The organism is Catenulispora subtropica, from assembly GCF_039531675.1.
In the GTDB taxonomy this organism is placed as follows: domain Bacteria; phylum Actinomycetota; class Actinomycetes; order Streptomycetales; family Catenulisporaceae; genus Catenulispora; species Catenulispora subtropica.
Genome location: NZ_BAAAQM010000005.1, coordinates 1 through 22,640 on the forward strand (window position 1 = coordinate 1; position 22,640 = coordinate 22,640).

General features: G+C 71.3%; 13 protein-coding genes. 7 read left to right on the plus strand and 6 right to left on the minus strand.

Annotation, left to right across the window (positions count from 1 at the left end; translation table 11 throughout):
* Positions 1-400: 400 nt before the first annotated feature.
* Positions 401-2,776, minus strand: a complete 2,376-nt coding sequence (locus ABD466_RS06135; protein ID WP_344655955.1) for an HAD-IC family P-type ATPase — start codon at positions 2,774-2,776, stop codon at positions 401-403.
* 212 nt (positions 2,777-2,988) lie between these two features.
* On the opposite strand from ABD466_RS06135, the gene ABD466_RS06140 reads away from it, so the two are divergent.
* The 4 genes from ABD466_RS06140 (at position 2,989) to ABD466_RS06155 (ending at position 8,411) form a co-directional block, all read left to right on the plus strand.
* Positions 2,989-5,019 carry a cell wall-binding repeat-containing protein gene (locus tag ABD466_RS06140; protein WP_344655956.1) on the plus strand — a complete coding sequence of 677 codons (2,031 nt, stop codon included), beginning with the start codon at positions 2,989-2,991 and terminating at the stop codon, positions 5,017-5,019.
* Positions 5,020-5,134: 115 nt separating this feature from the next.
* Positions 5,135-7,030, plus strand: a complete 1,896-nt coding sequence (locus tag ABD466_RS06145; RefSeq protein ID WP_344655957.1) for a glycoside hydrolase domain-containing protein — start codon at positions 5,135-5,137, stop codon at positions 7,028-7,030.
* Between the two features lie 212 nt (positions 7,031-7,242).
* Positions 7,243-7,917 carry a DUF4097 family beta strand repeat-containing protein gene (locus tag ABD466_RS06150; RefSeq protein WP_344655958.1) on the plus strand — a complete coding sequence of 225 codons (675 nt, stop codon included), beginning with the start codon at positions 7,243-7,245 and terminating at the stop codon, positions 7,915-7,917.
* 113 nt (positions 7,918-8,030) lie between these two features.
* Positions 8,031-8,411 (plus strand): dihydrofolate reductase family protein, encoded by a 381-nt coding sequence (locus ABD466_RS06155; RefSeq protein WP_344655959.1) that lies wholly within the window; start codon positions 8,031-8,033, stop codon positions 8,409-8,411.
* On the opposite strand, the gene ABD466_RS06160 is transcribed toward ABD466_RS06155, so the two are convergent.
* From ABD466_RS06160 to ABD466_RS06170, 3 genes are read right to left on the minus strand one after another with little or no spacing between them, the layout of a single operon-like run.
* Positions 8,390-8,899 (minus strand): GtrA family protein, encoded by a 510-nt coding sequence (locus tag ABD466_RS06160; protein WP_344655960.1) that lies wholly within the window; start codon positions 8,897-8,899, stop codon positions 8,390-8,392. The two genes, ABD466_RS06155 and ABD466_RS06160, sit on opposite strands and share 22 nt — an antisense overlap.
* Complete coding sequence (locus tag ABD466_RS06165; RefSeq protein WP_344655961.1) at positions 8,896-11,769, minus strand: YfhO family protein; 2,874 nt, start codon at positions 11,767-11,769, stop codon at positions 8,896-8,898. The genes ABD466_RS06160 and ABD466_RS06165 overlap by 4 nt, the downstream gene beginning before the upstream one ends.
* Positions 11,766-12,893, minus strand: a complete 1,128-nt coding sequence (locus ABD466_RS06170; RefSeq protein ID WP_344655962.1) for a glycosyltransferase family 2 protein — start codon at positions 12,891-12,893, stop codon at positions 11,766-11,768. The genes ABD466_RS06165 and ABD466_RS06170 overlap by 4 nt, the downstream gene beginning before the upstream one ends.
* Positions 12,894-13,117: 224 nt before the next feature.
* Here ABD466_RS06170 and ABD466_RS06175 point away from each other — a divergent pair, with 224 nt between their 5' ends.
* Complete coding sequence (locus ABD466_RS06175) at positions 13,118-15,145, plus strand: cell wall-binding repeat-containing protein (RefSeq protein ID WP_344655963.1); 2,028 nt, start codon at positions 13,118-13,120, stop codon at positions 15,143-15,145.
* 23 nt (positions 15,146-15,168) lie between these two features.
* Here the strand turns inward: ABD466_RS06175 and ABD466_RS06180 are convergent, their stop codons facing one another.
* Positions 15,169-15,849, minus strand: a complete 681-nt coding sequence (locus tag ABD466_RS06180; protein WP_344655964.1) for a hypothetical protein — start codon at positions 15,847-15,849, stop codon at positions 15,169-15,171.
* A gap of 106 nt (positions 15,850-15,955) precedes the next feature.
* Here ABD466_RS06180 and ABD466_RS06185 point away from each other — a divergent pair, with 106 nt between their 5' ends.
* Positions 15,956-17,965: a cell wall-binding repeat-containing protein gene (locus ABD466_RS06185; RefSeq protein ID WP_344655965.1), complete on the plus strand. Its 2,010-nt coding sequence runs from the start codon at positions 15,956-15,958 to the stop codon at positions 17,963-17,965.
* A 219-nt stretch (positions 17,966-18,184) separates the two neighbouring features.
* On the plus strand, positions 18,185-20,107 hold the full coding sequence (locus tag ABD466_RS06190; RefSeq protein WP_344655966.1) for a cell wall-binding repeat-containing protein: 1,923 nt from the start codon (positions 18,185-18,187) through the stop codon (positions 20,105-20,107).
* A 93-nt stretch (positions 20,108-20,200) separates the two neighbouring features.
* Here the strand turns inward: ABD466_RS06190 and ABD466_RS06195 are convergent, their stop codons facing one another.
* Positions 20,201-22,507 (minus strand): heavy metal translocating P-type ATPase, encoded by a 2,307-nt coding sequence (locus tag ABD466_RS06195; protein ID WP_344655967.1) that lies wholly within the window; start codon positions 22,505-22,507, stop codon positions 20,201-20,203.
* Positions 22,508-22,640 lie beyond the last annotated feature (133 nt).

Here is a 22,640-nt window from a genome sequence, read left to right on the forward strand (position 1 = left end):
GCCCGCGCGGGGGGTTGTGATCCCCCAGAGCTGAGGCCCTCGCCGGAGGCGCCTGATTTTGATTTTACGCAACCACTACACGCTGCCGACAGCCGCCGACGTTCCCGGATACGAGGCAACGAACTGCGATTTCCAGCGAGCTTTCAACACCATGGCCGAAGGTCGTATCCAGCCTTTGACTTTCAACCCACAGACCAAGCGGCCACCATCACCACACCACCGACCGGCCCCGGCCCCGACCCGGCCCCGACCCGGCCCCGACCCGACCCCGACCCGACCCCGACCCGGCCCCGACCCGAACCTGAACCCGCCGGCCCCGACCCGACCCGACCGTGACCACCCCGGCCCCGACCCCGACCCCGACCCCGACTGCCCCCACCATCCCCTATCCCCAGCCCACCTAGCCCGCTTCGCTCGGTCGTGGCGCCGGGCTCGCACTGTGCGCGCTCAGGTACCGCCACAGGAGTTCCAGCGCCACACACGAGATCGCAGCGATCCCCAGCCCGGTCGACCACTGGTACCACGAGCCGAAGTGCAGGTCGAAGATGCTGCGGCCGACCGGCAGGGCGACGCAGAGCACGAACAAGCCGGCCATCGAGGCGATCAGCACCACCTTCCACCACACGATCGGCCTGGCCACCAGCTGCACGATGTACAAGCTGCACGCGAACAGCGACACCATCGCAGTGGTCTGCGCCTGTGCCAGGGACCCGGACTCGGCACGCGCCACCCAGTAGGCGATGAAGACCTCGGTCCCCGCGACCAGCCCGGCCGGGATGGCGAACCGCAGCACTCTCCGCACGAACCCCGGCTTCGCCCGCTCGTAGTTCGGAGCCAGCGCCAGGAAGAACGCCGGGATGCCGATGGTGAGGGCGGCGATCAGCGTGGTGTGCCGGGGCAGGAACGGGTACTGGAGCTGGAAGATCCCCACCAGGATCACCAGGACGAAGGAGTAGACCGACTTCACCAGGAACAGGTTGGCGACCCGTTCGATGTTGCCGATCACCCGGCGGCCCTCGGCCACCACCTCCGGCAGGGTCGCGAACCGGTCGTCGAGCAGCACGATCTGCGCGACCGCCTTGGTGGCCCCGGCGCCGGAGCCCATCGCCACGCCGATGTCGGCGTCCTTCAGCGCCAGCACGTCGTTCACGCCGTCGCCGGTCATCGCCACGGTGTGGCCGCGGGACTGCAGGGCCGTGACCATCTCGCGCTTCTGCTGCGGCGTGACGCGTCCGAACACCGAGTGCCGGTCGACGTCGGCCGCGAAGGTCTCGGCGTCGTCCTCGGGCAGCGTGCGGGCGTCCATCGGGTCGGCGGCTCCGGGCAGATCCAGCGCACCCGCGACGGCGCCGACCGAGACCGCGTTGTCGCCGGAGATGACCTTCAGGGTGACGTTCTGCTTGTCGAAGTAGTCCAGGGTCGACCGCGCGTCCGAGCGGATCCGCTGGCGGAGCGTGATCAACGCGACCGGGGTGATCGAACCCTCGATGACCGCGTCCACCGGCCCGTCGGCCCGGGCCAGCATCAGGACCCGCAGTCCGGTCGAGCCCAGCTTCTCGGCCTGGGTCGCCGCCGGGGTGCCGCGGCCGAGCACGTCCGGCGCGCCGACCAGCCAGGTCCCCCGGCCGTCGGCGAAGGTGACGCCGGACCACTTGCGCGCCGAGGAGAACGGCGCGACCTTCTCCCCGGTCCAGCCCGCGGCCGGGCCGGGGAACCGCTCGATCACCGCCTGCATGGTCGCGTTCGGCCGCTCCTCCGCCGCGCCCAGCGCGGCCAGCACGACCGGCACGTCGGCACCGTCCGCCCCGGCCAGCGTCGTGATCCCGTCGAAGGCCATCCCGCCCTCGGTCAGCGTGCCGGTCTTGTCCAGGCACACGGTGTCCACCCGGGCCAGGCCCTCGATCGCCGGCAGTTCCTGGACCAGGCAGTTCCGCTGCCCGAGGCGGATGACGCCGACCGCGAACGCCACGGACGTCAGCAGCACCAGCCCTTCCGGAACCATCGGCACCAGGCCGGCGATGGTCCGGCTGATCCCGGAGCGCACCCCGCCGGAGTGGTGCAACTGCGTCACCACCTGAAGGATCCCGGCCGGAATCATCAGCCAGATCATGTACTTCAGGATCTTGTTGATGCCGTTCCGGAGCTCGGAGTCGACCAGCGTGAACTTCTGCGCCTCCTCGGCCAGCCGCGCGGCGTAGGCCTGGTGCCCGACCTTCGTGGCCTCGAACGCCCCGCCGCCGGCCACCGCGAACGACCCGGACATCACCGCGTCCCCGGGGTGCTTGAGCACCGCGTCGGACTCGCCGGTCAGCAACGACTCGTCCACTTCCAGCGCGTCCGCGCGGACCACCTTGCCGTCCACCGGGATCCGCTCGCCCGGGCCCAGCAGGATGACGTCGCCGAGCACGATCTGCTCGGAGCCGACCTCCCGCTCGACGCCGTCCCGCAGCACCCGGGGCCGGGCCTCGCCCACCACCGCCAGCGAGTCCAGGGTCTGCTTGGCGCGCCACTCCTGCAGGATGCCGATAGCGGAGTTGGCGACGATGACGAACCCGAACAGCGAGTCCTGGATCGGCCCGACCACCAGCATGATCACGAACAGGGTGCCGATGATGGCGTTGAACGGGGTCAGCACGTTGGCGCGGACGATCTCCGCCATCGACCGCGAGGTCTTGGCCGGGACGTCGTTCACCTCGCCGGCGGCGACGCGCCGCGCCACCTGGTCCGCGCTGAGTCCGGTGAGGGGCTCGGCCACGGCTGTCCCAGGATGCGTCATGCGTCCCACAAAACCCGAAACCACGATTGGCCGCAAATCAGAGAATCTGTCCGGGGCGTAATGACGAAATCGCTCTACGCATACCGGCCAGATGAGGGCCCGCATTCGCTCGCTTGGCCTAGTCTGGCGCCGCGGCATGTCCGCACGGGGGTTCGCTCCGCCGTGCGGATCCGGCGCCGCGACGACCGACAGGCCAAGGAGCGAACCATCGCATGTCTGACTCTTCCGCACGCCGGCCGCTGGCGCTGACCGCGACGCTGGCCACCTCGGTGGCCGCGGCGGCCGGAATGATCTCCCCCGCGCACGCCACCACGCCGAGCCCGAACGGCACCGCGAACCTGACCATCTCCGGGGGCAACTCCTCCGCGCCGTCCGCGACGACCACCGTCACCGGCACGAAGTACGCCCTGAACTTCGCTGCCGACGCGCGGGATCTGGTGTGGGCGCCGACCGGCGCCCGGGCCGCGTGGATCGACGCCACCTCCGGCGCGGTGCTCAGCGGCGTGCCCGGCGGCGCGAGCGCGATGGTCGCGCCGGCGCCGGCCAACGGCACCGTCCGCACCCACCCGACCTGGATCGACGGCGGCGCCCGCGTCGTGTGGTCGGAGAAGGCCGGAAGCGGCAACGCGGTCCTGAAGTGGGCCTACGCCAACGGCCTGGAGACCGACGCCAACGGCACCCCGCTCGTCCACGACTTCTGGAAGCTGGCCGGCGCGGACGTCGTGCACCCCGACGCCGTCGGCTCGATGCTGGTGTTCCAGGTGAACCAGGGCGGCGGGACCCAGGTCTACGCCTGGGACCTGAGCTCGGGCTCGGGGCCGTACGCGGTCGCCGACGGCTGGGACCCCTCGGTCTCGCCGGACGGTTCGAAGGTCGCGTTCATCGCCGCGGCCGGGGGCGCCGACAACATCAACGTCGTCGGCACCGGCAACCCCGGCGGGACCCTGGCCACCCCGACCAAGGTGACCGGCCAGACCACCGCCGCGCCGAACGCCTTCGAGAACCCGGTCTGGACGCCGGACGGCAAGGGCCTGGTCTTCCAGTGGCTCGACGCCGGCGGCAAGGACTACGACACCCAGTCGGTCAGCGCGACCGGGACCGGCACGACGTCCTACGCCCAGGTGGTCCCCGGCACGCGCGTCCTGGGCATGCCGGCCTTCCAGCCCTCGGTGCGTTCGCACGTCATCCGGGTCGCCGGCACCGACCGCGTGGACACCGCGATCAAGACCTCGCAGTCGCACTGGGGCACCGCCGGCAGCGGCAAGGGCGCCCCGGCCAAGGCCGTCGTGCTCTCCCGCTCCGACCAGTTCGCCGACGCCCTCGGCGGTTCGGCGCTGGCCGCCAAGGTGGGCGGCCCGCTGCTGCTGACCCCGACCGCCGGCCTGACCCCGCAGGTGCAGGCCGAGATCCAGCGGGTGCTCGGCGCCGGCGACGGTGCCAAGACCGTCTACGTGCTCGGCGGCGAGAAGGCGCTGGCCCCCGCGGTGGCGAACGCGCTGAGCGCCCTGCACTACAAGGTCCAGCGGGTCGCCGGACCGGACCGGTACTCGACCGCGGTGCAGATCGCCGAGACCATCACCGGCAGCCCGGGCAAGGCGCCGGACTACATCCTGGTGGCCACCGGCCAGAACTTCCCGGACGCGCTGTCGGCCGGCGCCGCGGCCGGCGCGATCAACGCGCACCAGGGCAAGAACGCGGTCGTGCTGCTGACCAACAACACCGCGATGCCGCAGCCCACCGCCGACTACCTGGCGCCGCTGAACGCGCGGACCAACCTGAACCCGGACCACTCCAAGCCGGCCAACTTCATCGAGCTCGACACCGTCGGCAAGCAGGCCGAGACCGCGCTGAAGTCGCAGTGGATCCCGGCCGGCTACCAGGCGGGCTCGTTCATGGCGCTGTCCGGCCTGGACCGGTACGAGACCTCGTTCCTCGTGGCGCGGTACTTCTTCGGCTCGGCGGACGCCGCCGGCCTGGCCACCGGCATGAACTGGGCCGACGCCCTGTCCGGCGGCGCCGAGATGGGCACCGAGGACGGCCCGCTGCTGCTGGTCAACCCGGCGCCGGGCGCGCAGCTGCCGGCCGGGGTGGCCAAGTGGCTCGGCCAGGACGCCGGCCAGTTCAACCGCGTCGAGATCTTCGGTGGAAACGTCGCGGTCCCGACGAGCGTCGACAAGATGGCGGGCGGTCTCATCGCCGGTCCCGGCGGCGTCGACTACTCGTCGAACCCGCACGTGAACTGACGCCCACCACAGCCGGCTCCGGGACGGGGCCGCACCAGCACCAAACCCGGCGGCGCGGGCTCCCACCCGGAGCCCGCGCCGCCGGTGTCCGGCAGGAACGAGGGGTGGGGTCGGAATGTCAGCGCTTTTCCATCGGTGGCCCAAGCGGGTCGCGGCGGCGGTCGTGGCGGCCGCCCTGGCCCTGGCGGGCCTGGCCACCTGGCTGCTCTCGGCGACCGCGTCGCCGCCGACCCCGCAGGCGGTGCCCAGCACCGTCTACACCGGCCCCGGGTTCGATCCCTGCTGGGCGCCGGACAACGCCTCGATGGACGCCTGGCTCCAGTCGCCCTACCGCGGGATCGGCGTCTACCTCGGCGGCCTGCGCTACGCGCCGGGCTGCAAGGCGCAGAACACCGCGAACCTGACCAAGGAGTGGGTGGGCCGGCAGGCCGCGCTCGGCTGGCGCTTCCTGCCGCTGTACGTGGGCAGCCAGGCCCAGTACAAGGACAGCCAGGGGAACTACCAGAGCGACTTCGACACGCTGACCACAGACACCGCGTTCCAGCTCGGCTCCTCCGAGGCGGACGACGCGGCGAACCTGGCCCGCGGACTGAACTTCCCGCCCACGTCGGTGATCTACAACGACATGGAGAACTACGACCACCGCTACACCCCGCTGGTGCTGGCCTACTCCCAGGGCTGGACGCAGGAGCTGCACCGCGCCGGGTACCGCTCCGGCTGGTACTCGAGCTCCGCGACCGGCATCAAGGACCAGGCCGCGGCCTACGGCCCGGGCTCGCCGGACGTGGTCGACATCGCCAACTGGAACAACACGAACACCACCGACGACCCGAACGTGAAGCCGTCGCAGTGGGCGAACCACCAGCGCGTGCACCAGACGCAGGGCGGCCACCAGGAGAGCTACGGCGGCTTCACCCTGAACATCGACACCGACTGGTTCGACGTCGGCCAGGCCAGCCGGGCCACCGTCGAGCGGCTGGCCGGCTTCGACCGCGATCTGACCGCGGTGCTGGCCAGCGTCCGCACCTTCGACTGCCACGGCTGCGGCAACGCCGGCCACGACCAGGCCAAGGCCGCGGTCCTGAGCCGGGACGACACCTTCGCCGACGCCCTCGGCGGCTCGGCGCTGGCCGCGCAGGCCGGCGGCCCGCTGCTGCTCACCGCCCCGCAGACGATGAACCAGTCCTCGCTCAACGAGCTGCGCCGGATCCTGTGGCCGGGCTCGACCGTGTATCTGCTCGGCGGAACCAAGGCCCTGTCTCCGGCGGTCGAGCACGCGGTGGCCGCCGCCGGGTTCAAGACGCAGCGCGTGGCCGGCGCCGACCGGTTCGAGACCGCGGTGAACATCGCCCGCACCGTCTCGCCGCACGGGGCGCCGTCCAGCGTCCTGGTCGCCACCGGCACCGACTTCCCGGACGCGCTCGCGGCCGGCGCGGCCGCCGGGGCCCTGGGCATCAGCGCCCAGACACCGGTGGCCGGCGCTCCGGCCCCGCAGCCCGGCGACGTCTCGCACAACGGCGCCGTGGTGGTGCTCAGCGACGGCGCGAAGCTGCCCGCGGCGAGCCAGGCGTACCTGGCCGGCATGGATCCGGCGGCCACCAAGATGTACGGCGTCGGCGGCAAGGCGGTGGCCGCCGTGCACACCGCTTTCCCGTCCTGGCAGAACTGGGTGACGTTCACGCCGCTGTTCGGCTCCGACCGCTACGGCACCGCGGTGGCCGTGGCCCAGCGCTTCTCGTACCTGCCGACCTCGGTCGTGGTCGCCTCCGGCGCCAACTGGCCGGACGCACTGTCCGGCGGCGCGATGGCGGCGCACCGCGGCGTCCCGCTGCTGCTGACCGACCCGAAGGTGCTCGCCGCGGCCACCGGGTACTACCTCGGCGGCAAGAACAACCCGATCACCACCGCGACGCTGGTGGGCGGGACCGCGGCGATCTCGGCGGCTTCGGCGTCGGCGCTGGGTGACGCGTTCAGCTACCCCGGGCAGTGGGATCTGACGACGATCCACTGAATGCGGCGCGACGGCGCCGCCGTCGCGTTCACCGTCATATCATTGCAACAGGCGGGATCCCCGCCTGTTGCATTTTCCTTCAAGCCACTGCAACGATTTCCTGGATCCCACCTGCATCGATGCGCCATGAGCGCAACGAAGAGATTGCCGACTCCATGAATGCAACGTAGCGTTTGCGTTGCCGGAAAGCAGAGAGCCTGAAGGAGAGAACGATGCAGAAGTTCGAGACCCCCGCCGCGATCACCGCCGTCGTCGACATCCCGGCCGGCCGGATCCAGGTCATCGCCGCCGACCGCGGCGACACCACCGTCGAGGTCCGCCCCGCCGACCCGGGCAAGGGCCGCGACGTCAAGGCCGCCGAGGACGTCCAGGTCGGCTTCGCCGGCGGCGTGCTGCGCGTCGAGGCCGGTCCGGCCAAACACAAGCTGATGGGCCACAGCGGCTCGGTCGAAGTCACCGTGCAGCTGCCGGCGGGCTCGGCCCTGCAGGCCCGGATCGCGGCCGGCGACGTCCGCGGCGTCGGCCGCCTGGGCGAGACCACCGTGGAGAGCGCTCAGGGCGCCATCAAGCTGGACGAGACCGCGGGCGCCCGCCTGAGCGTCCAGGACGGCGGCATCACCGTCGGCCGCCTCGGCGGCGGCGCGGCCGAGCTGACCACCCAGCGCGGCGACATCACCGTCACCGAGGCCGTGCGCGGCCAGGTGGTGCTGACCGCCCAGCAGGGCGACCTGACCATCGGCGCCGCCTCCGGCGTCTCGGCGACCCTGGACGCGGGCACCACCATGGGCCGGGTCACCAACTCCCTGAACAACACCGCGGGCGCGAGCGCCGAGCTGAGCATCCGCGCCACCACCATGCAGGGCGACATCACCGCCCGCAGTGTCTGAGCCAGGAGGAATCTTGAAGAAGTCGAGCGGGCCCTGTCGAAACCGGCAGGGCCCGCTCGACGCATGAGCGAAGGGCGAAAGAAACAGCGCACCAGCCTCTCAGGGAGCACATCATGACCTTCGTGACCGCCAACATGTCCATGTCCCTCGACGGCTTCGTCAGCCACCCGACCGACGGCGTCGGCACCCTCTTCGGCTGGTACGGCCGCGGCGACGTGGTCGTCGAGACCACGGACGATGAGCGCTGGGAGCTGAAGGAGGGCGCCGAGGTCGGCGGCGGCAAGTCCGTCGTCATCGGGAGCGCCGATCTGACGCGGCAGGCGCTGAACGCCGGTCTGCTCGACGAGCTGACCGTCGACCTGGTCGCGGCGATGCTCGGCGAGGGCATCCGGTTCTTCGACAACCTGAAGGAGACGCCGTACGAACTGGAGCAGACCTCAGTGCGCCCCGGGAACGGCGTGGTCCACCTGGCCTACAAGGTGGTCAAGCGCTGACCGCCGGCCGCCGGCGCGTCCCGGTCCGTACCCGTGTCCGAAGGCTGAGCCCCGTTCTCCGGAACGGGCTCGGCCTTCGGCGTCTCCGGCTTGAACACCCAGTGCTTGTAGAGCCAGAAGTTGTACAGCGTGATGACCACCGTCGACAGCGGCTTGGCGATCAGGTAGTTCACCCCGATGCCGGTCAGCGAGTACATCAGCACCTGCGTGACACCGAGGTTCACCGCGACCAGCAGCGCGAAGCGCACCGTCTGCTTGTGCACCGCGCCCTCGCGCGCGCCGTGCTCGGCGAAGGTCAGCATCCGGTTGATGGAGAAGTTCACGCCGAACGCGGTCAGATAGGCCAGGCCGGTGGCCAGCCACAGGGGGAAGTGCGCCAGACCGTGGGTCAGGTACAGCACCACTTCCTCGGTGGCCAGAGCCGAGGCGCCGCTGAAGGCGTAGCGGACGAAGGTGTGGTTCGCCAGGGTCCTGATGAGCTGCTTCATGACATCACACCCTCGGGCACGCTGGCCGAGCCGGACGCGGCGGTCGCCGCCTTCCCCTTGCCGGCTCCCGCGCGGCGCCGCTCGAACCACCACACCACGCCGAGCGCGATCAGGCCGACGGTGCTGCCGCCGATACCGGCGTAGAAGCCCGGCGGCGCGAAGGAGAAGGAGATCCGGTGGGTCCCGGCCGGCACCGGCACGCCGGTGAAGGAGCCGAGCATCTCGGTGGTCTTCACGGTCTTGCCGTCGACGGTCACCGACCAGCCGGGGATGCTCGGCACCGAGAAGAAGACGGTCGCGGCGCTGTCGCCGGAGGTCGTGGCGGCGAGGCCGGTGCTGTTCCAGTGCACGGCGCTGACGCCGCCGGAGCGCAGCTGGGCGACCTTGGTGTCGACGGCCGCCGGGTCGAGGCCGCGGACCGGGTTGGGGGCGACGCGATACGTCTTCCCCGGGGTCATGTCCTGGGTGAACATCGTGACCGTGAAGGAGCCGGCCTTGACGCTGCCGAGGTCCTGGAAGCCGTTGGCGAAGCCCTGCGGGTAGGGGATGTTCGCCTTGTCCAGGTTGGGGCTGCTGACATTCAGCGGCGCCGGACGGTCCTGACCGTCGACCCGGACGTAGGTCTTGCCCACGGTGAACACGCCGGGCGCGTACATGTAGACCTGGCGCGCGCTCGGGGACTGGCAGTTCCACACGATCTTGCCGGTGTATGCCTTGCCGTCGGCACGCGCCTTACTCGGAGCGGTGATGGTGAAGCTGCCGTCGCCACCGGGGACCCCGGCCAGACCGTCGCCGAGAACCGTCGGCGAGCCGCACAGCGGCTGGAACGCGCCGGGCATGCCGAACAGCTGCTCTTGCGCGGCGAAGGGCGAGTTCTCGGGCAACGGCTTGGTGAAGTCGGCGAGATCGTCACCGGTGAGGCGGAAGCCGACCGGGAGCGTGCTGTCGATCTTGTAGACGGTGGTGACGTCCGCCGAGTCGTTCGGGCCGTGCTTGGTGTCGTCATAGGTCTTCTGCAACGTGGTACCGAGTCGGTCGATGGTCCCGTCCGCGGACTCTCGCGTGGTGCCGACCAGGTACTGGTAACCGAGCAAGGCGTCGGTGAGCAGCGTGGCGCCGGCGTGCGCGGACCAGACGTTCGCCTCGTGGTGCGCGAAGCCCAGGTTCTCCATGGTCTGGTGCAGCTTGCCGGACGACAGTGAGGAGAAGTGGGTGAAGGCGAAGTTGCCGTAGCGCAGGCCGTCGTTGGTGCTGCGCAGGTTCTGGTCGTAGCCCTCGGCGCGGAAGAACTCGTTGTGCCCGGGTTCCAGGGTCTGCAGCACCGGGCCGTAGGAAGTGGAGGGGTCGATGTACCACTTCGACCACTTCAGAGATCCGTAGGAACCCGCCTGGTTGCCGAGATCTTTCTGAGCGATCAGCTGGGCCGAGCCGGCGCCGTCCAGGGCCAGCACCGCGACCGCGGCGACCGCGGCGGCCTTCGGCGTCGCCAGGCGCCGGGGCATCCAGGCCAGGCGCTTGGGCAGCGGATCGTCGGCGGGCCGGACGCGCAGGTAGAGGGCGAGGGCCAGGATCGCCGTGCCGAACACCAGGATCGCGGCGTCGAACCAGACGACCTCGGGACGCAGGATCCGGGGGTAGGACTGCCGTCCCCAGTACAGCACCACGAACCAGAAGGCCGCGCTGACCCCGAGCCACTTGATCTGCTTCACCGAGTCGATGCCGACCCAGGCCCGGAACGCGAGGAACGTCAGCAGCGCGGTGATCAGGAAGGCGAAGCGGAACGGGAACGCGTTCGGCATCTGGCCGCCGTGCATCAGCACATAGAGCGGCTTGACCTCCATCGCGAGGACCAGGAACGCCAAGATCGCGCCGAACGCGATGCGCTCCGCGCGGCGGATGCTCTTCACGGTGAAGAACAGAGGCACCAGGACCAGGAGCAGCGTGGCGGCCCCGACATTCGGTGTCCGCGACGCGTAGTCGATGGTGCCCCCGAAGAAGCGCACCAGCATCGACAGCACCGGGATCGGCGGGTTGATCGAGGCGTCGGCGTGCAGCTTGGTCTTCTGGGTCAGGCCGCCGAGATAGGTCGGCAGGATGAAGGCGGCGGAGAGCAGACCGCCGATCACCCCCGCCAGCGCGAACCTGCCGACGGTCCGCAGGAAGTCCTTGCGCTCGAACAGCTCCCGGACACCGAAGTACCGCGCGAGCCCGTAGAGACACGCGAACACGAGGATCATCGCGCCGGTGTAGAAGTCGATGATCAGATTCAGCCCGATGGCCAGCCCCAGCGACGCGATCCGGCCGCTGGAGAGCAGGCGCTCGATGCCCAGGAGGACCCACGGCAGCAGGTACAGCGCGTCCAGCCACATGATGTTGAACGCGTAGATCAACGACCAGGCGCTCAGGGCGTAGGCCGTGGAGAGCACCACGATCATCGCCTTGTCCGCCGCGCCGTCCCGCTCCCCGCGGAACTTGCGCAGCAGCAGCGCCATGCCGAGGCCCGCGGCGCCGAGCTTGAGCACGGTGACGAAGGCGATCATTATCGGCAGCCGGTGGTCGGAGGCGAACAGCGTCAGCAGGCCGAAGGGGCTGGTCAGGTAGTAGGCCACGATCGGCCAGAAGTTCATCCCGCCGTCGGCGCGCCAGGTGAACAGCAGCGAGCCGTGGCCGGAGGCCGCCTGGTCGAAGTACGAGTAGAACTGCGCGTACTGGTTGTTCATGTCGATCATGAACGTCGTGTACACACCGTGCGGGTCGAACGGGTAGACCCCGGTCCCGGCCAGTATCGCGGAGAAGATCACCGCCGGAACGGCGAACGCCAGCACCAGGTAGAAGTTGCGACGCGCCCCGGCGAGAAGGGATCTGGTCACTGGATTCCGTTCAGCTCACGGGCGCCCGGGACCCCGTTGACGGCGTCGGGCGCGGCGTCCGGTCCGCTGTCGGGCGCGGGGGCGGGCGCGGTGCCGGGCACGGCATCCGAACCGGCGGACGCCCGCGGGTCCTGCACGCCGACCTCGTTCCGCGCCGGCTGCCGGTCCCCGGACACCGCCTGGAAGTCACTCTGGTGCCGCAGCGGCCCGGCCTCGGTCTCCTTGACCAGGTAGTGCGGCCGCTGCTTGGCCTCGTAGTAGATGCGGCCGACGTACTCGCCGATCACGCCGACCGTGAACATCTGCAGGCCGCCGATGCCGACGATGGCGGCGATGGTGGTGACGTAACCGGGGGTGTGGTTGCCGTGCAGTATGGCCGCCACGATGATCCACACCATGTAGACGAAGGAGATGCTGAAGAACAGGAAGCCGAGGTAGATCGCCAGGCGCAGCGGCTTGTTGTTGAACGACAGCAGCGAGTCGACGCCGTAGTTCAGCAGCCGCCCGAACGACCACTTGGTCTCGCCGGCCTCACGGACGGCGTTGCGGTAGGTGAAGGTGACCGTGTCGAAGCCGATCCAGGCGAACAGGCCCTTGGAGAAACGGTTGTACTCCGGCATGCTCAGCAGCGCGTCCACGGCGCGGCGGGAGAGCAGGCGGAAGTCGCCGACACCGTCCACCAGCTTGACGTCGACCATCTTGTTGATCAGCTTGTAGTAAGTTCGCGCGACCGCCGTCTTGAGCTTCTTGTCGCCCTCGCGGTTGCGCTGCGCGATCACCTGGTCGAAGCCCCGCTTGTGCAGCTCGACCATGCGCCCCAGCAGCTCCGGCGGGTGCTGGAGGTCGGCGTCGATGATGATCACCGCGTCGCCGCTGGCCCGCTTCATGCCGGCCAGCATCGCCGACTCCTTGCCGAAGTTGCGGCTGAACGAGACGTACTTGGCCTCGGGATCCTGGGCGGCGATCTTCTTCAGCAGCTCCAGGGTGCCGTCGGAGGAGCCGTCGTCGACGAACACCAGCTCGATCTCGTCCGCTATCCCCGCCGACTCCGACCGGACGGCCTCGTGAAACCTCGCCAACACCGCTTCTTCGTTGAAGCACGGAACGACCAGGGACAGACGCATGGGTTCTCCGGTTGTGGACGGGGACTGCGGGGCCAGGCTACCCGAGCAGGCAGTGCGTCACGGCATTACTGGTAGGACGCGGTTCCCGGGAGCCGGGATGTCACAGATTCGTAACGGTCGGCAACGGGCCAGGAAGTGGCACGTCTTCCTGTATGGCAGGCCACAGAGAACGTCTTCGCGGGACGTCGAACGAGCCATCTCCCCTCTGAAGCAGGAGCTCTCTCATGCGTTCTTCCCTTCGCGCGTCCCTGGCCGTCTCCGCCGTCGTGGCCAGTTCCATCGCCGCCGCTCTGTCCGGCGCCGCCGGCGCCCAGGCCGCGCCCGCGGGCCCGGCCGCCTCGCCGCTGACCATCAGCGACGGTACAGCCTCGGTCTCCGTCAACGGCCGGAGCGTCCACTTCTCCGGCGCCGTCACCGACGCCGCGTGGGCACCGGACGGCTCCCGCCTCGCCTACATCGACGGCGACGGCCAGCTCGCCGTGGCCGACGCCGCCGGGGGTGACGTCCGGGTGCTGACCTCCGGCGCCGGCGCCCGGTCGCACCCGACCTGGGAGGACGGCGGTTCCGAGATCGTCTTCGCGCAGGTCGTCAACGGTGCCTCCGAGCTGCTGTCGGTCGACGCCAACGGGCTGACCATGGGCAAGCCGACCGTGGCCGAGCCGGTCGAGGAGGCGCAGCGGGTCGCCGGCGCGAACAGCGCGCCCGACGCCGCGTTCACCCAGTGGGATCCGGCGCACCCCGACGCACCCGCCGTCAACAAGCTGGTCTACCAGCACGCCGACCCGAGCGGCCCGCAAGTGTGGATCCTGGACCGCAACACCCGCGGACCGGCGGGCGTGAAGGTGACCGAGGGCTCCTCTCCCTCGGTCGCGCCCGACGGCCACGCGGTGGCGTTCGTCGACGCCGCCGGACAGATCGAGACCGTCGCGCTCCCCGTGCCGTTCGACGCGCAGGGCCACCCGCAGCCGGTCCTCACGAAGGTCACCACCGGCGGTACCGCGTACTCGCACCTCACCTGGTCGGCGGACAGCACCACCATCGCCGCCGAGGGCATGTCCCCCGGCGCGACCCGCGACCAGGACCAGGCCAAGGACGTGGAGACCGTCGCCGCCGACGGGAAGAGCGCCCCGGTGGTCGTGCGCTCGACCCCGGGCGTGCCGTCCTACCAGCCGCTCGTCATGGACACGGTGAACCGGGTGGACGGCTCGGACCGGCTCGGGACCGCGATCGCCGCCTCGAAGGCGACCTGGTCCTCCGCCCGGCCGGACGGCAGCAGCGCGGCCTCGGGCGTCGTGCTGTCCCGCGCCGACGAGTTCGCGGACGCCCTCGGCGGCTCCGCGCTGGCGAACCATGTCGGCGGCCCGCTGCTGCTGACCGACACCGCGGGCCTGAACCCGGCGGTGAAGGCCGAGATCCAGCGGGTCCTCGGCAAGCCGAGCCCGGCGCAGTTCACCACCAAGAAGACGGTCTACCTGCTCGGCGGCGAGCAGGCGCTGTCCCCGGCGGTCGCCGACCAGGTCAAGGCGCTGGGTTACGAGGTGAAGCGGCTCGGCGGCAGCGACCGGTTCGCCACCTCGGTGGCGGTGGCCGACGCCGTCACCACCGTGAACGGGGTCGCGGCCACGCCGGCCCGGATCTTCGTGGCCACCGGCCGGAACTTCGCCGACGCGCTGTCGGCCGGCGCCGCGGCATCGCAGTTCGTCCCGGACGGGGTCCAGGGCGACCACTCGGCTGTCGTCGTCCTGACCGACGACAAGGCGATGCCCGCGGCGACCGCCGCCTATGTGAACCGCGCCGCGCACACCGGCGCGGTGGGCAGCTCGACGGTGATCGCGGTCGGCGGGCAGGCCGACGCGGCCCTGCGCTCGATCGGCTACCACGTCGGCAGCGGCGCGAAGCAGTTCACGCCGGTGTGGGGTGCGGACCGCTACGCCACCTCGCTGCTGGTCGCGCAGGACTTCTTCGACGGCCCCTCCAGGGTCGGCTTCGCGACCGGCCTGAACTGGGCCGACGCCCTGTCCGGCGGCGCGCTGGCGGGCCACCTGAACGCCCCGCTCCTGCTGACGGACCCGAAGACCGGGCCGACCGGGGACGTGCTGAGCTGGCTGCGGCACAGCGCGCCGCAGCTGGACCGGGTCCTGGTCTTCGGCGGGAAGGTCGCCGTGGGCGGCTCGGTCGACTCGGTGGTGGGCACGGCGATCAGCGGGCCGGCCGGGTACGCCACCGCCGAGAACCCGACCGGGCTGTACTGATCCGGGACCGGGTCGGCACGGAGTCAGATTCCGCGCAGCGCGCGGAGGTGCTGCGCATAGCGGGCTTCGGCGGCTGACTCATCGGTGAGCAAGTAGGGCGGGCACTCCGGGATCGCCGGGGTGCCCGCTTCCGCGTCTTGTTCGTCCACAGCCGCGAGCAGCGTGTCGAGGTGCTCCGCACCGAGCTGGTGCGGACGGAACTCGCGCAGGCCCCGGAACCGGAACATGACGAACTCCCCGACGGCCGCTTCGTACTCGTCGAAGCTCACGACCGCGCCGCCGTAGCCGCGCTGTTCACCGCGCGCGATCTCGAATCCCGGTGCCGCGGCGTCGTTCGACCTGCGGGCGTTCGGCCGCGCCAGCCAGGGGCAGACCACGGCGGCGTAGAGCATGCACGCGCGGTGCCCGGGCGGCTCGACGGTCGCGGCGGCGTTCTCATACGCCGTCCCCGCCGCCCGCGCCGCCGCCATGGCGTCGGCCTCCTCCCCGGCGACCACCCGCCACACCGGCGAGCCGGGCGCCATCGGCGTCCCGCAGATCGAGCAGAGCCGCTCGGCCGCGCAGATCAGGATCCGGGCGGTCCCGGTGATCGCGAATCGCGGCTCCCCGTTCTCCCACGGCGTGATCGCGAGCACCGGATAACCGCGTCCGTCGTGCGGGCGCGCGGCTATCGCAACCGGCTTCGGTACTTCGTCGAAACGCATGGAGCCCAGTATTCACATAACGAAGCGATAACACCTATCAACCGTTTCCGCGGGCCCGCGTCCTTGGGTGTGACAGAGCTTGAACACCACGTGCCAGGAGTCGCATATGCGTAGTTCACATCTCAGGAAGTCGCTGGCGGCCTCGGCCCTGTTCGCGACCTCCGTGGCGTCCGCGGCCGGCCTCGCGAGCAGCGCGCAGGCCACCCCGCCCGGGGCTGCGAACTCCCCGCTCACGGTCACCAACGGCACCCAGAGTGTGGCGCAGAACGGCCACGCGGTGCAGTACGCCGGGAACATCGCCGAGGGCGCTTGGGCCCCGGACGGCAGCCGCATAGCGTACGTGCGCGCGGACGGCGCCGTCGTGACGGAGCGCGCGGGGGGCGGGGGCCTCGTCGTGGTCGCCCCGGCGAAGGCCGGCGTCACGCGCTCGCACCCGGCGTGGTTCGTCACCGGCGCGGCGATCGTGTTCTCCGAGACGGTCAACGGGCACTCGAAGATCATGTCCGTCCCGGCCTTCACCGCGCCGGACAGCGCGGTGCAGGAGACCAGCCCGCTGAGCTTCCTGGCCTCGACGATGCCCGAGGGCACCGAGACCGCCGTGGAGTCCAACGGCAAGTCGCTCGTCTTCCAGCACCACGACGCGGGCACGAACCACGAGCAGATCTGGGTCCAGGACTCCTACGGCCGCGGCAGCGGCGGCCCGGTCGCCGCCACCTCCGACGCGGCCGACAGCACCGATCCCACCATCTCCCCCGACGGCAAGACCATCGTGTTCGTCCGCGGGGACGGCAGCGGGAACAAGCAGCTCTGGGCCGTCCCGTGGGACAGCGCGAACTACCAGCACCCGGCCGGCACCCCGGTGCAGCTGACCCACGACGCCCACGACCACCTGCACCCGGCCTGGTCGCCGGACGGCACCCGGATCGCGTACGAGAACGGCCCGGGCCACGGCGCGGCGCCGACCGACGTGCAGTCCGTCGCCAAGGACGGCAGCGGGCCGCGGCAGGAGTGGAACCAGCCCGGTGTCCCGGCCTACCAGCCGCAGAACACCGACTCGGTCACCCGGCTGGCCGGCGACGACCGGATCGGCACGGCGATCGCGGCGTCGAAGGCGCAGTGGGTGGCGGCCCCGGGCAACCCGGACGCGGGCAAGTCGCCGGCGAACGCCGTCGTGCTGAGCCGCTCCGACCAATTCGCCGACGCCCTCGGCGGCAGCACCCTGGCGACCGTCAAGGACGGCCCGCTGCTGCTCACCCCGACCGACCACCTGGACGCCGGGGTCAAGGCCGAGATCCAGCGGGTGCTCGGCCCGGCGAAGGCCGACAAGACCGTGTACGTCCTCGGCGGCGAGCAGGCACTCTCCCCGGCGGTCTACAACGCCGTCAAGAGCATGGGCTACACCGTCAAGCGGCTCGCCGGCGCGGACCGCTACTCGACCTCGATCGCCATCGCGACCGAGGTGACCGACGGCTACGGCGGGCAGAACAGCTGGAGCCAGCCGGACCGCGTCCTGGTCGCGACCGGCAACAACGCCCCCGACGCGCTGTCCGCCGGTGCCGCCGCCGAGGCCTTCAACGACAACGGCCCGGCGACCGGCGTGGTGATCCTGACCAACGACAAGACCATGCCGGCGGCCACCGCGGCGTATCTCGCGCAGGTCAAGGCGCACGGCGACGCGAAGTACCCGACTCCGGTCTACGGTGTCGGCGGCCAGGCGGACACCGCCCTGAAGAGCATCGGCTACCAGCACACCGGTCTTGTCGGCAACGACCGCTACCAGACCTCGTACCTGGTCGCGAAGACCTTCTTCGACGGCTGGGGCCTGGGCCACGTCACGCCGCGCGCGGTCGGCTTCGCCACCGGCGTCACGTGGCCGGACGCCCTGTCCGGCGGCGCGTTCATGGGCCACGAGCACGGTCCGCTGCTGCTGGTGAACCCGGTCGGCGGCGAGCCGTCGAAGGATGCCGAGCAGTGGCTGACGGGGTGGTCGCCGACCATCGCCTCCGCCTTCATCTTCGGCGGCACCAAGGCGGTCCCGGAGGTCACCGGCTGGGGCGTCGCGAGCCTGATCGCCGGCCCGGCCGGCACGACGTCCTCGCTCAACCCGAAGGCCTGATCCCCGCCCCACCCGAAGGCCTGATCCCGTACCGATCAGGGAAGCCCCGCTGACGCCGAGGGGGAGTCAGCGGGGCTTCCGCATGTCCGGAGGTTTCCCCCCTTTCCACGACAGAGCCCGTATATCAGATAACGAACAGATAACGCCTATCAACCGCCGAGCGAGTGCCACGTCTTTACGTATGACAGAGCTTGAATACACGGGTGGCAGGAGAAGGTCATGCTCAGCACGCACCTCAAGAAGTCCATCGCGGTCTCGGCCGTGCTCGCGAGTTCCATCGCCGCGGCCGTCGGCTTCACCGCCGCCGCGCAGGCCGCGCCGGCCGGCCCGGCGAACTCGCCGCTGACCCTGGACCGGGGCGCCTGGTCGCCGGACGGCAGCCGGTACGTCTTCACCGACGCCGCCGGCGCGATCCTGACCGCCCAGCACGGCGAGGGCGGGGCGCCCTTCGTCGTCGACCCGGCCAAGCCCGGCGTCTCCCGCTCGCACCCGACCTGGTTCGCCGGCGGAACCGCGATCGTCTTCTCCGAGACGGCGAACGGCACCTCGAAGCTGATGTCGGTCCCGGCCTACACGGACCCGCAAGTGGCCGTCCAGGAGACCAACCCCCTGAGCTACCTGAACGGCATCACCCTCGGAACCGAGACCGCTCCGGACTCCAACGGCGGCACCCTCGCCTTCCAGCACCACAACAACGCCGCGGCCGAGGACGAGATCTGGGTCCAGGACGCGTTCGGCCGCGGCAGCGGCGGCCCGATGCGGGCCACGGACAACGGCATGTCCCCCTCGGTGTCCCCCGACGGCAAGACCATCGCCTTCCTGCGCACCGACGCCGACGGGAACAAGCAGCTCTGGACCGTGCCGTGGAACGGCCAGAACGCCACGCCGCACGCCGGTACCCCGGTGCAGCTGACGCATGACGCGCACGACCACACCAACCCGACATGGACCCCCGACGGCAGCCGGATCACCTTCGAGCAGGGCCCGGGGCCCGGTGCGGCGCCGACGTCGGTGCAGTCGGTCGCCAAGGACGGTGGCGGCCAGCGCCAGGAGGCGGATCACGCCGGTGTGCCGAGCTACCAGCCGCTGGTCGAGGACACGGTGACGCGGCTGGCCGGGAACGACCGGATCGGCACGGCGGTCGCGACCTCGCAGGCCAAGTGGCCGACCGCGCCGTACGTGAAGAAGGGCTCCGACGACGCGACGCGTCCCGCGGGCGGTGTCGTGCTGGCCCGCTACGACCTGCCCTACGACGCGCTCGGCGGCAGCGCCCTGGCTTCCTCGAAGGCCGCGCCGCTGCTGCTCACTCCGGGCGACCACCTGGACGCCGGGGTGAAGGCCGAGATCACCCGGGTGCTGGGCCCGGCGCCGGGGTCGGTCAACGGCGGGTGGAAGCCGACCGTCTACGTCCTCGGCGGCGAGCAGGCGCTGTCGCCGGCCGTCTTCAACGCGGTGAAGGCGATGGGCTACGACGTCAAGCGGGTCTCCGGACCGGACCGCTACTCGACCTCGGTGGCCATCGCCAAGGAGGTCACCGGCTCCTACAACGGCCCGACCCAGATCCTGGCCGCCACCGGCGACGACTTCCCCGACGCGCTGTCGGCCGGCGCGGCCTCCCAGAGCGGCCCGCGTCCCGGCAGCGTCACCGGCGTGGTGGTGCTGACCCACGACAAGGTGCTGCCGCCGTCCGTCGCGGCCTACATCTCGTCGGCGGCCAAGACCGCCAACGTGTACGCCGTGGGCGGCCAGGCGGACGCCGCGCTCGCCCACGTGAACCACCACAGCCTGGTGGGGGCCGACCGGTACCAGACCTCGTACCTGGTGGCCCGGACGTTCTTCGGCGACTGGCAGGGCTACACCGCCCCGGAGTCGGTCGGTTTCGCCACCGGCAAGACCTGGCCCGACGCGCTGGCCGGCGGCGCCTTCATGAGCGAGGTGGGCGGTCCGCTGCTGCTGGTGGACCCGGCGACCGGTCTGCCCTCGACGCAGGCCCAGGGCTGGCTGGCCGGCTGGGCGCCGGCGCTCAAGGACGGCTACGTCTTCGGCGGGACCGCCGCGCTCGGCGCCGACGTCCCCGCGAAGATCGCCGGCGACATCGCCGGCCCGGCGGGCGTGGCGCTGAAGACCAACCCGAAGGCCTGATCCCGCACCGCACCCGAAGAGCCGGAAGCCCCGCTGACGATCTCCCCCCGGTCAGCGGGGCTTCCACACGCTCGGCGGGTCACGCCGGCGGTCTCACCGGAACCGCCGCAGCCGCAGGCTGTTGCTCACCACGAACACCGACGAGAACGCCATCGCCGCGCCCGCGATCATCGGGTTCAGCAGCCCGGCGGCCGCCAGCGGCAGCGCCGCCACGTTGTAGCCGAAGGCCCAGAACAGGTTGCCCTTGATCGTGCCCAGCGTGCGGCGGGACAGCCGGATCGCGGTGGCCGCGGTCCGCAGGTCGCCGCCGACCAGCGTCAGGTCGCCGGCCTCGATGGCGGCGTCGGTGCCGGTGCCCATGGCCAGCCCCAGGTCGGCCTGGGCCAGCGCGGCCGCGTCGTTGACGCCGTCGCCGACCATCGCCACCACCCGGCCCTCGGCCTGCAGCCGCTTCACCGCCTCGACCTTGCCCACCGGCAGCACCTCGGCCAGCACCTCGTCGATGCCGACCTCGGCCGCCACGGCGCGGGCCACGGTCTCGTTGTCGCCGGTGAGCAGCACCGGCGTCAGCCCCAGGGCCCGCAGCTCGCGGATCGCCTCGGCACTGGTGGGCTTCACGGCGTCGGCGACCTCCAGCACCGCCCGGGCCCGGCCGTCCCAGCCGACCGCGATCGCGGTGCGGCCCGCCGCCTCGGCGGCGGCCTTGGCCGCGGCCAGCTCCGGGGTCAGGTGCTGGGCCCACTCGGCCAGCAGCTTCTCCCGGCCGACCACGACCGCGTGGCCGTCGACCACGCCTTGGACGCCCAGGCCCTCGACGTTCTCGAAACCCTCGACCGCGGGCAGCCCGCCGGAGTGTTCGAACCGCTCGGCCGCCGCGGCGGCGACCGCCCGGGCGATCGGATGCTCGCTCGCGTGCTCCAGCGCGCCGGCCAGACGCAGCGCCTCGTCCTCGGACTCGCCCTCGGCGACGCTCACCCCGACCAGCGCCATGCCGCCGGTGGTGACGGTGCCGGTCTTGTCCAGCACGATGGTGTCGGCCCTGCGGGTGTTCTCCAGCACCTCCGGACCCTTGATCAGGACGCCGAGCTGCGCGCCGCGGCCGGTGCCGACCAGAAGCGCGGTCGGGGTGGCCAGGCCCAGGGCGCAGGGGCAGGCGATGATCAGGACGCTGACCGCGGCGGCGAAGGCCGCCGAGACGCCGTCGCCGGTGAGCAGCCAGAACGCCAGGGTGGCCAGGGACAGCAGGATCACCGTGGGCACGAACACCGACGAGATCTTGTCGGCCAGCCGCTGGGCGGCGGCCTTGCCGTTCTGCGCCTCCTCGACCAGCTTGGCCATCCGGGAGAGCTGGGTGTCGGCGCCGACGCGGGTCGCGCGGACCACGAGGCGGCCGGAGGCGTTCACCGTGGCGCCGGTGACCGCGTCGCCGGCGGCGACGTCCACCGGCACCGACTCACCGGTGAGCATCGAGGCGTCGACCGCGGAGCGGCCCTCCTCGACCACGCCGTCGGTGGCGATCTTCTCGCCGGGGCGCACGACGAACCGGTCGCCCACGGCCAGCTCGCCGATCGGGATCCGGACCTCGGCGCCGTCCCGCACCACCGCCACGTCCTTCGCGCCGAGCGTCATCAGGGCCCGCAGCGCGGCGCCGGAGCGGCGCTTGGCCTTGTGCTCGAAGTAGCGCCCGGCCAGGATGAACGCGGTCACGCCGGACGCGGCCTCCAGGTAGAGCGACTCGGAACCGTCGTTGCGCGCGATCGTGAAGTCGAAGCCGTGCTTCATGCCCTCCATGCCGGCGTCGCCGAAGAACAGGGCCCACACCGACCACAGGAACGCCGCCGAGACGCCCACCGACACCAGGGTGTCCATGGTGGCCGCGCGGTGCTTCAGATTGGTCCAGGCCGCCTTGTGGAACGGCCACGCCGCGTAGGTCACCACCGGTGCGGACAGCGTCAGCGAGGCCCACTGCCAGTTGCGGAACTGCAACGCCGGGATCATCGCCAGCAGGATCACCGGGACGGACAGCACCACCGCGGTGGTCAGGCGCTGCCGCAGAGCCACGGCGCGGCGCTCGTCCTCCAGCTCGGCGGCGGTCTTGGCGGGTTCGCCGTCCGCACCGGCACCGGCACCGGCGGCCGCAGGGGCCGGGGGCTCGGGCAGCGCGGCGGTGTAGCCGGCCTGCTCGACCACGGCGACCAGATCCTCGGGCGCGTAGCCGGCCGGGAAGCTGACCTTGGCCTTCTCGGTCGCGTAGTTCACGGTCGCGGTCACGCCGTCGAGCTTGTTCAGCTTGCGCTCGATCCGGTTCGCACAGGACGCGCAGGTCATCCCGCCGATGGCCAACTCGACGTCGGTGAAGGGGCCGGACGGCACCGGCGCCTCCAAGGTCGTATCCGTCATCGCTGCCTCCGCTTCGGGACGGGCTTCAGTCTCTCATCAGGCGCAACCATATACCCCATGGGGGTATTCCGCCAGCCGCGGTGGGCTCATCCGACGATTGCGCCGCCGGGGTTTCGTTACGTGATCGCCGCGC

What these genes read in the sequence shown, in the direction of transcription:
- ABD466_RS06175 (WP_344655963.1), top strand. Translation starts at nt 13,118, where the DNA reads ATGCGTTCTTCCCTTCGCGCGTCCCTGGCCGTCTCCGCCGTCGTGGCC.
- ABD466_RS06185 (WP_344655965.1), top strand. Translation starts at nt 15,956, where the DNA reads ATGCGTAGTTCACATCTCAGGAAGTCGCTGGCGGCCTCGGCCCTGTTC.
- ABD466_RS06135 (WP_344655955.1), bottom strand. Translation starts at nt 2,776, where the DNA reads ATGACGCATCCTGGGACAGCCGTGGCCGAGCCCCTCACCGGACTCAGC.
- ABD466_RS06180 (WP_344655964.1), bottom strand. Translation starts at nt 15,849, where the DNA reads ATGCGTTTCGACGAAGTACCGAAGCCGGTTGCGATAGCCGCGCGCCCG.
- ABD466_RS06155 (WP_344655959.1), top strand. Translation starts at nt 8,031, where the DNA reads ATGACCTTCGTGACCGCCAACATGTCCATGTCCCTCGACGGCTTCGTC.
- ABD466_RS06160 (WP_344655960.1), bottom strand. Translation starts at nt 8,899, where the DNA reads ATGAAGCAGCTCATCAGGACCCTGGCGAACCACACCTTCGTCCGCTAC.
- ABD466_RS06190 (WP_344655966.1), top strand. Translation starts at nt 18,185, where the DNA reads ATGCTCAGCACGCACCTCAAGAAGTCCATCGCGGTCTCGGCCGTGCTC.
- ABD466_RS06150 (WP_344655958.1), top strand. Translation starts at nt 7,243, where the DNA reads ATGCAGAAGTTCGAGACCCCCGCCGCGATCACCGCCGTCGTCGACATC.
- ABD466_RS06140 (WP_344655956.1), top strand. Translation starts at nt 2,989, where the DNA reads ATGTCTGACTCTTCCGCACGCCGGCCGCTGGCGCTGACCGCGACGCTG.
- ABD466_RS06145 (WP_344655957.1), top strand. Translation starts at nt 5,135, where the DNA reads ATGTCAGCGCTTTTCCATCGGTGGCCCAAGCGGGTCGCGGCGGCGGTC.
- ABD466_RS06195 (WP_344655967.1), bottom strand. Translation starts at nt 22,507, where the DNA reads ATGACGGATACGACCTTGGAGGCGCCGGTGCCGTCCGGCCCCTTCACC.
- ABD466_RS06170 (WP_344655962.1), bottom strand. Translation starts at nt 12,893, where the DNA reads ATGCGTCTGTCCCTGGTCGTTCCGTGCTTCAACGAAGAAGCGGTGTTG.